The 12,586-nt window shown below is 70.2% G+C and carries 12 protein-coding genes and 1 pseudogene; 2 read left to right on the plus strand and 11 right to left on the minus strand.

Going from position 1 to position 12,586, the window contains the following annotated elements:
* Nucleotides 1-49 precede the first annotated feature (49 nt).
* The 7 genes from VFX99_RS00850 to VFX99_RS00880 form a co-directional block, all read right to left on the minus strand.
* The gene (locus VFX99_RS00850) at nt 50-1,525 is read right to left on the minus strand and encodes a C-glycoside deglycosidase beta subunit domain-containing protein (protein ID WP_329664428.1); all 1,476 of its coding nucleotides are present in this window, start codon (nt 1,523-1,525) and stop codon (nt 50-52) included.
* A 37-nt stretch (nt 1,526-1,562) separates the two neighbouring features.
* Nucleotides 1,563-2,864: a C-glycoside deglycosidase beta subunit domain-containing protein gene (locus VFX99_RS00855; RefSeq protein WP_329664429.1), complete on the minus strand. Its 1,302-nt coding sequence runs from the start codon at nt 2,862-2,864 to the stop codon at nt 1,563-1,565.
* A gap of 157 nt (nt 2,865-3,021) precedes the next feature.
* Nucleotides 3,022-3,792: an IclR family transcriptional regulator domain-containing protein gene (locus tag VFX99_RS00860; protein WP_329664430.1), complete on the minus strand. Its 771-nt coding sequence runs from the start codon at nt 3,790-3,792 to the stop codon at nt 3,022-3,024.
* 109 nt (nt 3,793-3,901) lie between these two features.
* The gene (locus tag VFX99_RS00865) at nt 3,902-5,077 is read right to left on the minus strand and encodes a thiolase family protein (RefSeq protein WP_329664431.1); all 1,176 of its coding nucleotides are present in this window, start codon (nt 5,075-5,077) and stop codon (nt 3,902-3,904) included.
* A 1-nt stretch (nt 5,078) separates the two neighbouring features.
* On the minus strand, nt 5,079-5,744 hold the full coding sequence (locus tag VFX99_RS00870; protein ID WP_329664432.1) for a 3-oxoacid CoA-transferase subunit B: 666 nt from the start codon (nt 5,742-5,744) through the stop codon (nt 5,079-5,081).
* Nucleotides 5,741-6,514 carry a 3-oxoacid CoA-transferase subunit A gene (locus VFX99_RS00875; protein ID WP_329664433.1) on the minus strand — a complete coding sequence of 258 codons (774 nt, stop codon included), beginning with the start codon at nt 6,512-6,514 and terminating at the stop codon, nt 5,741-5,743. Before VFX99_RS00875 ends, VFX99_RS00870 begins: the two co-directional genes overlap by 4 nt.
* Before the next feature lie 83 nt (nt 6,515-6,597).
* Nucleotides 6,598-7,626: an acyl-CoA thioesterase gene (locus VFX99_RS00880; RefSeq protein ID WP_329664434.1), complete on the minus strand. Its 1,029-nt coding sequence runs from the start codon at nt 7,624-7,626 to the stop codon at nt 6,598-6,600.
* 86 nt (nt 7,627-7,712) lie between these two features.
* Between VFX99_RS00880 and VFX99_RS00885 the strand changes: the two genes are divergently transcribed.
* Nucleotides 7,713-8,468 (plus strand): IclR family transcriptional regulator, encoded by a 756-nt coding sequence (locus tag VFX99_RS00885; protein ID WP_329664435.1) that lies wholly within the window; start codon nt 7,713-7,715, stop codon nt 8,466-8,468.
* Between the two features lie 117 nt (nt 8,469-8,585).
* Complete coding sequence (locus VFX99_RS00890; protein ID WP_329664436.1) at nt 8,586-9,770, plus strand: 4-hydroxybenzoate 3-monooxygenase; 1,185 nt, start codon at nt 8,586-8,588, stop codon at nt 9,768-9,770.
* A 170-nt stretch (nt 9,771-9,940) separates the two neighbouring features.
* On the opposite strand, the gene pcaC is transcribed toward VFX99_RS00890, so the two are convergent.
* The 4 genes and pseudogenes from pcaC to VFX99_RS00910 form a co-directional block, all read right to left on the minus strand.
* Nucleotides 9,941-10,339, minus strand: coding sequence for a 4-carboxymuconolactone decarboxylase (gene pcaC, locus VFX99_RS00895; RefSeq protein ID WP_329664437.1), 399 nt, complete (start codon nt 10,337-10,339; stop codon nt 9,941-9,943).
* Nucleotides 10,336-11,100, minus strand: a complete 765-nt coding sequence (locus VFX99_RS00900) for an alpha/beta fold hydrolase (RefSeq protein WP_329664438.1) — start codon at nt 11,098-11,100, stop codon at nt 10,336-10,338. The genes pcaC and VFX99_RS00900 overlap by 4 nt, the downstream gene beginning before the upstream one ends.
* The gene (locus VFX99_RS00905; RefSeq protein WP_329664439.1) at nt 11,097-12,449 is read right to left on the minus strand and encodes a lyase family protein; all 1,353 of its coding nucleotides are present in this window, start codon (nt 12,447-12,449) and stop codon (nt 11,097-11,099) included. Before VFX99_RS00905 ends, VFX99_RS00900 begins: the two co-directional genes overlap by 4 nt.
* Nucleotides 12,439-12,586 (minus strand): annotated as a pseudogene (locus VFX99_RS00910) (protocatechuate 3,4-dioxygenase subunit alpha); the annotation flags it as partial. The gene VFX99_RS00905 and the pseudogene VFX99_RS00910, both read right to left, overlap by 11 nt.

Consider the following 12,586-nt stretch of genomic DNA (forward strand, 5'->3'; position numbering starts at 1 on the left):
GGGAACGGCAGCGACCGGATGTCGAAGCCCGCTTCCGCCTGGGTCTCGGTCATGCCGGCTGCAGCTCCCGCATCGACTTGCGGATGAGGTCGTGCTGCTTGCGCACGAGCACCAGCGGGTCGACCTCGCCCAGCTCGGCGAAGGCGTGGCCCTCCCACTCGCTGGACCAGTAACCGCGGTAGCCGCCCTGGACGAACACGCGCACGAGCTCGGGGTAGTCGATCGCCGGTTCCTGCCCGTTCTCGTCGATGTCGTAGAACTTCGCGTGCACGTGCAGGATCTGCGGCATGATGTCGGCCCACTCCTGCGGCGCGACGTGCCCGTGCATGTTGAAGGCGAGATGCGCGAACGATCCCAGGCGACCCGGGTCGAAATCGCGACCCTTCAGGTAGCCGATGAACTCCTGCTGGCGCTCCTGCATGGTCGCGTCCGTCGCCCAGATCTCCTGGAGCTTCGCCAGCGCCTCGTCATCGAGCCCGGCGCGCTGAACCGCGCGCAGGAGGGTCGGCGACATGCTGTGCATCGTCGAGGAGAAGTCCGCAACGAATCCGAGCAGGGGAGAGTCGAGCTCGGCGTACGTCTCGCGCACCTTGAGCACAGCGGGTGCGTTCGGCCCCATCGGAGCGTGGATCTCGTAGGCCAGCTTGAGGTTCAGCTTCTCCGCGACGGGGAGCAGACGACGCAGCAGCTCGGGCTTGGCGCTCTGGATGCGCACGAGCGGGAAGCCGAGCTTCTTGGCGCCCTGGAACATCAGCTCGCTGAACTCGAACTCTTCGTCGGGGGTCATGTCGCGGTCACGGCGGCGACCCATGTCGAGGTTCGCGCCGAACGAGCTCTCATCGAAGCCGTACTTGTCGAACGCGGCGCGCCAGTTGCGGACGAACTCGTCGGAGACGATCGGGTACGTCGGCAGCGCCTGCGACGCCACGATCTCGATGCCCGGGCCGATGCCGAGCTCCGCGACGCGCGCGAGCAGGCTGTCGAAGTCGTACCACCCGGCACGGAACTCGGCGCTCGCCGAGTAGAGCGTCAGCCCGAGCTTGAAGGGGTCGGCGTCGGTCGCGGGAGGCGGCGGCGCCACATCGGACACGAGCGCGGGCGGCGCGGCATCCCGGTCGGTGGCCGTCAGGGTGAGGGTCTGGTTCACGAAGTTCGGCACGTACATGCCCGGCCCGCCATTCTCGCCCGGCGCGATCTGCATGTACGGCAGACGCAGCTGGCCGACGAGGTGGACCTCGTGCGCCTCGCCGAGCTCGATCGGCGTCTCGCGAGAGGCGATGAGCAGCGGGTGCTGCTGCAGATACCATAGAGCCTCGCTCTGGTCGGGCAGCTGATCGAGGGTGTAGCGAACTCCCTGCAGTTCGAACGCGAGATCCTCGGCAGGGATCTCGACGCCGTCGACGGTCAGCTGGAACGAGGTGACCGATGACAGCCAGAGGCTGCGGTACCAGGGCAGCGTCAGCGAGAGCGCGAAGCCCTCGGGGTGGACGCGCAGACTGTCTTCGGCGAGAAGGCCGTTGGGCATGATGTCGTTTCCTTCTTTATCGATCGGATGCCGCGGCTCAGAGCCGGTCGGCGACCTGACGCATGAGTGAGTGCTGGCGACGGACCTGCTCGATCGAGCGCCAGGGCTCGCGTTCACCCTCGTACTCGCTCGAGAGGTAGCCGGTGTACCCGGCATCCTTGAGCGCGCGCAGCACCGGCTCCCAGGGGATCTGCTGATCTTCGAGGTTCTCGTCGATGTCGTGGAACTTCGCCTGCACGAACACGACGTGCTCGGCGACGTCGGCGAAGTCCGCCGGGTCGACCGCGATGCCGTCCATGAACGCCGGCCGCTGACCCGGCAGCTCGCCGGGCTTGAGCGCGATGGGACGGTCCTGGAAGATGCCGGTGTCGATCAGCAGCCCGAAGTGCTTCGTACCGGTGCGCTCGATCAGGCCGATGTAGTCATCGACGACCTCGTGCTTGATCGGCGTCGGCGCGTGGATCTCCGGGCAGATGATGACGTCGAGCTCCTCGGCCAGCGGCAGGCTCCTCTCGACGACCTCGGTCCAGATCGGGTGCGGGACCAGGTCGCTCGTGATCACGCCGATCTTCGGCCGGACGGAGCGGAAGCCGAGCCGCTTCGCGAGACGAAGGTCGCGCTGGAGCGCGGCGGCGCCCTCCTCGACGGACATGTCGCGGCCGTTCGGGCCGCTGGAGTGCAGGCGTGTGTCGATCCACGAGCCGTAGTTGGTGGGCTCGAGGCCGTACTTCTCGAGCAGGCGGAACCAGTCGTCCACCCACTCCTGCGACGGCTCGGGGTAGTTCGGAATGTGTCCCTCGCCGAGGATCTCGACGCCGGTTGCGCCGATGTCGGCGATGCCGGCGAGCGCGGTCTCCAGGTCGAGGACCGTGCCGTAGTCGCCCATGAAGCTGTACAGCGAGACGCCGTACTTGAACGGCGCGCCGTCGGCTTCGGGCGACAGCGTCACGCGCTTGGTGACCTTGTAGGTCGACGGCTGGTGCTCGACCGGGATGTACGACATCCGCAGCCGCAGTTCGATCGACACCTCGTGCACGCCGTCCGGCAGCCCGCCCTCGAATGGAACGGTGACGATCGCGGCCTCTTCGAGCGGCCAGCGGACGCCGTCACTCTCCCAGAGCTCGGCGAGCGTGTAGGTCTTTCCGCCGAAGGTCCACGTCGGCACCTCGGCGGCGACGTCGACGAGATCGTCCACCCGGACGGCGATGCCGTCGATGAGGGACGCTGTCATCCCTCGGTACGAGGGCATGCGCACGCGCAGCTGGAAACCCGTGATGCGATCGCCCTCGCGGACGTTGCGGAAGCCGACGGACTGGATGAGATCTCGCTCAAGGAGCATGGAGGGGTGCACTCTCTGCCGGTGTGGCGATCGCTCGATCGGAATGCCGAGTCGACCAGACGGCGCATCCTCACGCCGTGCTATCGACGCTACCGCAAATAGTCGATTTGACACATAAGTATGCGTGATGCCCGCGTAAGCAGATCGGATGCCGCGATCAAACCAGACGCAGTTCGGCGTCTATAGCACCAGCGGTTCGCACCAGCGGCGGAAGATAGGCCTCGAGCAGGTGCTCGACGGAGTCCCGCGTAGCGCTCGTCGATACGTTGAGGGCCCCGACCACGCTCCCGTCGCGCGAGTGCAGCGGAACGGCGATCGAGCGCAGGCCCGGCTCGAGCTCGCCGTCCACGACCGACCAGCGCTGCTCGCGCACGCGCTCGATCTCCCCACGCAGCCCGTCGGGATCGGTGAGGGTCCGTCCCGTGAGCGGAATCAGATCGGATGCCGCCAACGTCGCGTCGACCGCGTCATCCGGCATCCCGGCAAGGAGAACGCGACCCATGCTCGTGGCGTACGCAGGGAACCGCGTGCCGATCGTTATGCGGACGCTCATGATCCGCCGGGTCGGGACGCGGGCGATGTAGACGATGTCGGCGCCGTCCAGCACCGCGGCCGAGGTGCTTTCGCCGACCTCTCGCGACAGCGCCTCGAGGTGCGGCTGGACGATCTCGGGTAGCGAAAGGGACGACAGGTAGCTGAACCCGAGCTCGAGCACGCGCGGCGTGAGCGAGAACGAGCGGTCGTCGCTGCGCACGTACCCGAGCGTCTCGAGGGTGAGCAGGAACCGCCGCGCGGCGGCCCGCGTGAGCTCCGCCCGTCGAGCAACCTCGCTCAGGGTGAGTTCGGGGTGGTCGGCGTCGAAGGTGCGGATGACGGACAGCCCGCGCGCGAGCGACTGGACGAAGTCGGCGTCCGCGCGGTCGCTCACCGGGTCACCGGCGTTTCGTCTCGCTGCGCTCGCTCAACGACCGGGTGCTTGTGGCGCCGGTCGTTGAGCGACGAGCGCAGCGAGGAGACGAAAGGCGCTCGATCCACGCTCACCGCTCCAGGACGACCGCGAGCCCCTGACCCACGCCGATGCAGATCGCCGCGACGGCGACGCCACCGCCGCGTCGCTTCAGCTCGTGCGCCGCGTGCCCGATGATGCGGCCACCCGACGCACCCAGAGGGTGCCCGATGGCGAGTGCCCCGCCGTGGATGTTCACCTTCTCGGGGTCGAGGTCCGGCCACCCCTGGATGTCCGCGAGCGACTGCGATGCGAAGGCCTCGTTCAGCTCGACGACGTCGACGTCCGCCCATGTTCTCCCGGCCCGAGCGAGCGCCTTGTTGGCGGCCTCGATCGGCGCCAGCGGAAACTGATCCGGATCGACTCCGTGCGCGGCGCGCGCGGCGATCCGAGCGAGCGGCTCACCAGGGAGCACGCCTTCGCCGGCCAGAAGCACCGCGGAGGCGCCGTCGTTGATCGAGGACGAGTTGCCCGCGGTGACGGTCCCCTCGCCGTCCTTCGCGAACAGCGGCTTCAGCCCGGCGAGCTTCTCGGCGGTCGAATCGTCGCGGATTCCCTCGTCGCGCGTCAGTTCGGCGCCGGGCACCTGCACGATCTCGCCGTCGTAGATCCCCGCCGCCCAGGCCGCCGCAGCGAGCCGGTGCGACCGGGCCGCGAACTCGTCTTGCGCGGCACGCGTGAGACCCGCCTCCCGGGCGACCTTCTCGGCGGACTCGCCGTTCGAGATCGTCCAGTCCTTGCGCAGATCGGGGTTGGTCATCCGCCACCCGATCGAGGTGTTCCACATCGTCTGGTTGCCCACGGCCGGCCACGGCTTGGAAGACTTCTCCACGACGAACGGTGCGCGGCTCATCGACTCGACGCCACCGGCCAGGATGATCTCGGCATCCCCCGCCTCGATCGCGCGCGACCCCTGGATCACGGCTTCGACCGACGACGCGCAGAGGCGGTTCACGGTGACCCCGGGAACGCTCGACGGGAAGCCGGCGAGCAGCGCGCCGAAGCGCGCGACGTTGCGGTTGTCCTCCCCCGCCTGATTGGCGTCGCCGAAGATCACGTCCTCGATGCGCGCCGGGTCGATGCCGGTCCGCTCGACGATGGAGCGCATCACGACGGCGGCGAGATCGTCCGGGCGGACGCCGGACAGGGCGCCGCCCGCGCGGCCGAAGGGTGTGCGGACCGCGTCGTACACGTAGCTGGTGGCCATGTCAGTTCTCCGATCGGGATGCCGCGGCGGCGGCATCAGCGAGGTCGAGGCCGGTCAGCTCGGCCAGCGATTCGACCGTGTTGCCGCCGAACGCCTCGCGCACGGCGAATCCGTCCGGGGTCACGTCGAAGACGGCGTGGTCGGTGTAGACGCGCGTGACACAGCCGACGCCGGTGAGCGGGTACGAGCACTCGGCGACGAGCTTGGACTCGCCCGTCTTGGTCAGCAGGTCGGTCATGACGTACACCGCCTTCGCGCCGATCGCGAGGTCCATCGCGCCGCCGACCGCGGGGATCGCGCCGGGCGCCCCGGTGGACCAGTTGGCCAGATCGCCGGTCTGGCTCACCTGAAAGGCACCGAGCACGCACACGTCGAGGTGACCGCCGCGCATCATCCCGAATGAGTCCGCGTGGTGGAAGTACGCAGCGCCGGGCAGAGCCGTGACCGCCTGCTTTCCGGCGTTGATGAGATCGGGGTCGACGTGCGCCGCATCCGGTGCCTGACCCATCCCGAGCAGGCCGTTCTCGGTGTGCAGGATGATCTCCTGGTCATCCGGGAGGAAGTTCGCCACGAGCGTCGGCGCGCCGATGCCGAGGTTCACGTACGAGCCCTCGCGGATGTCCGCGGCGATGCGCTGCGCGAGTTCGTTGCGGCTGATGCGGGTCACTGGTCTGCCTCCTTGGTGGCCGAGTCGATCTCGGCCGAGGGGTCGGTGAGCGGGCGCCCTTCCAGGTCGACACCGCCGACGAAGGCCCCGTCGTCGAGCCAGACGCGTTCCCCCACCGCGACGACGCGGTCGACGAAGATGCCGGGGGTGATGACGGCCTCGGGGTCGAGCGAGCCGAGCGGCACGACCTGGTCGACCTGCACGATCGTCGTGGTGGCGGCCGACGCCATGATGGGTCCGAAGTTGCGCGCGGTCTCGCGGTACACGAGGTTGCCCCAGCGATCGGCCTTCAGTGCGCTGATGAGCGCGAAGTCGGCGCGGATCGGGTATTCGAGCACATAGTCGCGACCGTCGATGGTGCGCGCCTCCTTGCCCTCGGCCAGCTCGGTGCCGACTCCGGTCGGAGAGAAGAACGCTCCGATGCCGGCTCCCGCTGCGCGGATCCGTTCGGCGAGGTTGCCCTGTGGCACGATCTCCAGTTCGATCTCACCCGCCCGGTACAGCCCGTCGAACACCCACGAGTCGTGCTGCCTGGGGAACGAGCAGATGATCTTGCGCACGCGCTTGGTGGCCAGCAGCGCCGCGAGGCCGGTGTCGCCGTTGCCCGCGTTGTTGTTCACGATCGTGAGGTCGCCGGCACCCGAGGCGATCAGCGCGTCGATGAGCTCGACGGGCTGGCCCGCGCGGCCGAAGCCGCCGATCATCACGGTCGCGCCGTCCGGGATGCCTGAGACTGCGGTCGCGGCATCCGTCACCGTCTTGTCGATCACGCGGACTCCTTCGTGTTCGCTCTGCGCACACGTGTGCGCTAGACGTCCATACTACCGGATGCGGTTCATCGCTGTGCGGAGCCCTATGGCTCGAGGGTCAGCGACGCGGCGATCGGCACGATGTCGCCGCGCAGCCGGATGATGTCCTGGGCGTGCTCGGCGATGCGGGCGTCTTCGTCGGTGGTCGGGTCCCACTGCGGCACGGGCAGGGCGACGCCCGCCGCGCCGGGGACGACGAACACGCTCATGCACTGGGTCGTGAGCGTGAGGTCGTCGGGCGTGCGCGGGTCGGCGCTGGAGACGCGGATGCTGATGTGCATGCTGTGCTTGCCCGTGTACATCAGCCGCGCCTCGACGACGACGAGGTCGCCGATGAGCACGGGCGCGAAGAAGTGGATGCCGCCCGAATAGACCGCGATCGCCTCGCTGGCCCCATCGCCGTCCCGCGCCCAGGAGGCCGCGCACGCGTACGACGCCTCGTCGATCCAGCGCATGACCGTGCCGCCGTGCGCTTTGCCGCCCCAGTTGACGACTCCCGGAGGGACGAGGAACCGCATCGTCGTGCGCGGCGCCAGGCCGGCGTCGGTGTAGTCCTCGTCGAGCATGAGCCGCTTGATCTCGTTGCGCGCCGGGATCCGGTCCAGCGCCGCGGCCGCGAGCTTCTGATCGGAGCGCGACTTCGGCGTCCACTCCGGCACGACCGCCGGACGCCCGTCGGCGCCCTTGGCGACGAAGATCAGGATGCAGGTGGTGGCGGGCGTGTAGGCGTGCGCGTTCACGTCGCTCGACGACACCGTCACGACGACGTGCATGCTGGTGCGCCCCGTGTGGATGATCCGCGCAGCGACCTCGATGATGCTGCCGGGCGCGATCGGACGCCGGTGCCGCACGTTGCCGACGTACGCGGTGACGCAGTAGGTGCCGGCCCAGCCGACGGCGCACGCGTAACCGGCCTTGTCGATCCATTCCATGACGCTGCCCGCGGCGACCGAGCGGCCGCCGGCGGCGGTGTCGCCCGGCTCGCTCATGAATCGCAGCGTGATGCGGTCGTCGCGTGCCGCTGCCGGGCCGGCGGTGGTGGGGGCGGCGGGCGATGGCGTCGGCGTGCTCACGGCGCCAGCCTAAGGCCGGCACGTGCGCCGCGGTGCCCGCGTTGCACGCCGGCTGAGCCCGCGCGATCGTGTGGCACGCTGGGCGCATGGCCAACTCGCCGTCGGGCGACTCCGTCACCGAGCGCATCGTGCGCATCCTCGAGACGTTCTCGGCGGACCGCACCCTGCAGACCGTCGCCGACATCGGGCGACGCTCCGGTCTGCCGTCCTCGACGGCGCACCGGCAGGTCGAGGCGCTGGTCGAGGCCGGCCTGCTCGAGCGCGACGACGACGCGCGGGTGCGCCTGGGCATGCGGCTGTGGGAGCTGGCGCTGCGCGGGTCCGCCGCGCTGCGCCTGCGGCAGGCGGCGATGCCGTTCATGGAGCGCGTGCAGGCCGCGATCCGCGAGCACACGCAACTCGCCGTGCTGGAGCAGGACGAGGCGCTCTTCCTCGAGCGGCTCTCCTCCCCCGACTCGGGTGCGAACATCACGCGCATCGCCGGACGCCTGCCGCTGCACGCTTCGTCATCCGGCCTGGTGCTGCTCGCCTACGGCGGTGTCGAGCTGCAGGAGCGGGTGCTCACCGGCCCGCTCGCGCGGCTCGCGCCCGAGACGATCACGGATGCCGCCGCCCTCCGCCGCACCCTCGCCGACGTGCGGCGCCGCGGGTTCGTGGTCGCACCGGGCTCGATCGAGGCGGTGTCCACGGGGGTGGCGGTGCCGATCCGCGATGCGTCGGGCGAGGTCATCGCCGCACTCTCGGTCGTGCTCCCCCGCGAGGCTCCGACCGCCGCCGCTCTGGAGGAGCTGCAGGCCGCCGCCGCCGGCATCCGTTCGGCCCTGGCCGCCGACCGGCGCTGACCAGCTCGCCGTCGGTGCGCTGCGATTTGATTCCCGTTGAACGGGAAGGATGCCGCGCACCGGGCGGTCGACGCGTCACACTGGGCGAAGCATCCGATCACCGTCGAAGGAGACGAAATGACCGACACCGTCCGCACTCGAGTCGCGATCATCGGCGCCGGCCCGGCAGGCCTGCTCCTGGCCCACCTGCTCGCGAACGCGGGCATCGAGTCGATCGTGATCGACTCCCGCACGCGTGAAGAGATCGAGACGACGATCCGCGCCGGCATCCTCGAGCAGGGCACCGTCGAGATCCTCGACGAGTCGGGCGCATCCGACCGCGTGCGCACCGTCGGGCACCGCCACGACGGCATCGAGCTGCGCTTCGCCGGCGAAGGGCACCGCATCGACTTCGCGGCGCTCGTGGGCCGCGGTGTCTGGCTGTACCCCCAGCACGAGGCGCTGAAGGACCTCATCTCGGTGCGGCTCGCTGCCGGCCAGGACCTTCGCTTCGGCGTGACCGCCGACCGTGTGGACGATGCCGAGACCGATCGTCCCCGCGTCATCGCGACCGATGCGGACGGCACTACGTTCGAGATCGAGGCCGAGTTCGTCGTCGGCGCCGACGGCTCGCGCAGCGTCGCCCGCACGGCGGTCACCGGCTCGCAGACGGGCGGGTACTTCCGCGAGTACCCGTTCGCGTGGTTCGGCATCCTGACCGAAGCGCCACCGAGCGCGCCGGAGCTGATCTACAGCAACTCGCCGAACGGCTTCGCGCTGATCAGCCAGCGCAGCGCCACCGTTCAGCGCATGTACCTCCAGTGCGATCCGAACCTCGACCCGAACTCGATGAGCGAGCGCCAGATCTGGGACGCGCTGCAGGCCAGTGTCGACGGGCACGACCTCATCGAGGGCCCGATCTTCCAGCGCGACGTGCTGCGGTTCCGCAGCTTCGTCGCCCACGAGCTCCTTCGCGGACGTGTCGCTCTCATCGGTGATGCCGCCCACACCGTGCCGCCGACCGGTGCGAAGGGCATGAACCTGGCGGTCGCCGACGTGATCCTGCTCGAGAAGGCCCTGCGCGCCCTGCTCCTGGAGAACGACACGCGACTCGTCAGCGAGTTCCCGGAGAAGGCTCTGCACCGCATCTGGAAGGCGCAGCACTTCAGCTGGTGGATGACGAACATGCTGCACGTCGCTCCGGATGCGACGGACTTCGATCGGCTCCGCCAACTCGGCGAGCTGCGCTCGGTGGTCGAGTCGGAGGCGGGTCGCCGTTACCTCGCCGAGGCGTACACGGGCTGGCCACTCGAGGGGCGCTGACGGCTCGCTTGTCGCAAGGCGTCGTTTCACCACCTGGTTACGACGGAGAGCGCCGACTGAGCAGTCCCGCGCCGGGCTCACTTGTCGCGACGTGACACTTCACGAACCCATCGCGACAGGTTGCGCCAACTGAGCATCGGCGAAGAGACGAGATCGCACAACCGCAGCGGTCAGAGCTCGTCGGCGAAGACCTCGCTCGCGATCCGGTAGGCCGTGTTCGCCGCAGGCACCCCGGAGTAGATCGCGCTCTGCAGGATCACCTCTTTGATCTCGTCGAGCGACAGGCCGTTCCGCCGCGCGGCGCGCAGGTGCATCGCGAGCTCCTCGTGGTGCCCGTGCGCGATGAGCGAGGTGAGTACTGCGATCGAGCGGGACCGCCGGTCGAGCCCGGGACGCGACCAGACGTCGCCCCAGGCCACCCGCGTGATGAAGTCCTGCCACTCGGTGGTCAGCTCGTTCGCGCCCGCCGTCGCACGTTCGACGTGCGCATGTGAGAGCACTTCGCGGCGCACCGCCATGCCCTGGTCGTACCGCTCCTCGTCGGAGAGTCCTTCGCCTGCGGGTCTCATCGTGCCTCCCAGAAGAATTGCAGCAGCGTGGCCGCGACCGCCTCCGGCTGCTCGGCCGGCGGCAGGTGTGCGGCGTCCGCGATCTCCGCGATCGATCCGTCCGTCACGCCCGACGCGATCTCTGCGGACTTCGCCTCGGGTGCGACGCCGTCGTACTGGCCCCACACGGCGAGCACCGGCATCCGGATCTCGCCCAGCGATCCGCGGACGTCGTACGCGGCGAGCGCCTCGCAGCACAGCGCATAGCTCTCGTCGTCCGCGCCCTGCAGGGCGTGCAGCAGCCGGCCCGACAGCTCGGGGCGGCGGGCGATCGAGTCCGGCGCGAACCACCGCTGCGCGGAGGGGATGATGAGGCTCGAGGTCGACTGGGCGCGCACCTGCGCGGCGCGCTCGAGCCAGCCCTCGGGCTCGCCGAGCTTCGCCCCGGACGCGACGACGGCGGCCCGGCGCACCTGCGCAGGATGCCGCAGCGCCAAACACAGACCGACCGCTCCCCCGAGCGAGACCCCCGCGTAGAGGAACGGTTCGCCGACCGCATCGGCCACGGCGTCGGCGAGTTCCTCCACCGTGAACGACTCGGATGCCGCAGGTGAGGCCCCATGGCCGGGCAGGTCCCAGGCGACGACGCGGAACTGGGCCGCCAGCGCCGGGATCACGTCCTCCCACAGGATCGTCGACGTGCCGAGCGACGGACCGAGCACGACGAGCGGTGCATCGGCGTGCCCGGCAGCCGGCGTGATGAGGATGGAGGGGACGGTCATGAGCGGATGCCGTCCCGCGCGGCTTCGCGCAGCGCCGCGTCGACGAGGGAGGGAGCGAGTCCGACGTACTGCGCGGGGTCCAGCAGCGCGTCCACATCGAGCTCGGAAGCCTCGGGAAGCGCTCGGATCAGGCCCGCGAGGTCGCCGCCGGCCGCGGCATCCGCGATCAGGGCGTCGAAACGCGCCTTGCCGACGAGCGGCAGCAGCACGATCCCGAGCCGCTCGCTCACGATGAGCCCGCCCGTGAGGTCGAGGTTGGCGCGTGCCCGCTCGCCGTCGAGCGCGAGTCCGCCCGCGAGTTCAGCAGCCCGCGCCGATGCGCCGAGCGCCAGCCGCATCAGCTCCTGGAGCGTCGGCCATTCGGCGTGCCAGGCGCCGTCCGGGCGCTCGTCGACGGCGAGCCCGGCCGCGAGGTGCAGTTGTGCGGCCAGCCCGGGGGCGCCCAGCGCGGCTGAGCGCAGCAGCACGGCATCCACCGGGTTCTGCTTCTGCGGCATGGCGCTCGAGACGCCGCCTTCGGCCACCGATGCCTCGGCGATCTCGGTGCGCGCCATCGTCGCGACGTCGGATCCGAGAGTTCCGAGCGCCGCGACCGCGGCCGCGAGCGCATCGCCGAGCTCGGTGACCGGCCAGCGATCGGTGTGCCACGGCGCATCGGGCGCCTGCAGGCCCAGCTCGTCCGCGTACCTGCGCGGCAGCTCCTCGGCAGCCGCGGCACCGAACAGCTCGACGAACGACGCGAGCGTTCCGCCCGCACCGCCGAGCTGAGCGGGCAGGCGCGACGCGACGTCCGACAGCCCGCGCCGCGTTCGCAGGATCGCGCGAAGCCAGGTCGCCGCCTTCAGCCCGAGCGTCGTCGGAACGCCGTGCTGGGTGAGCGTGCGGGCGGGTGCCGGGTCGTCTCGGTGCGTCTGCGCGAGCGTCGCCAGCGCGGTGGCGGTGCGCCCGAGGTTGTCCACCACCGTCGCGCAGACCTCCCGCCCCAGCGTCATCAGCGCCGAATCGAGGATGTCCTGGCTCGTCGCACCGCGGTGCACCCACTTGGCGGCATCCGCGTCCTCCTGCGCCACCCGGGCCTTGAGGAGCGCGATGAGGGGGATCACGGGGTTGCCGCCGGCAACCGAATCGTGCGCGAGCCGCCCGAGATCGACCGAGGGAGCCGAGAGCCGCACCGCCTCGACGGCAGCGCCGGCCGACGCGGGAGCCGCACCCGAAGCGACCAGCGCCCGCATGAGGGCGACCTCGGCGCCGATCAGGTGCGCCACGACCTCGCGATCGGATGCCGCATCCCCGGCCCCGACCGACACCGGCGAGAGCAGGCCGACGTCGAGCGCCGCGTCAGAACGCAAGGAAAACGGTCTCCTTCTCGCCCTGCAGACGGATGTCGTGAAGCAGGTTCCCGTCGGGCGTGCGGGTTGCGATGAGCGTAGCGCGCTCGTCCGGCTCGAGTGAGGACAGCAGCGCGTCGGCCGCGAGGAGGTCATCC

It is taken from the genome of Microbacterium sp. (assembly GCF_036277215.1).
GTDB lineage: Bacteria > Actinomycetota > Actinomycetes > Actinomycetales > Microbacteriaceae > Microbacterium.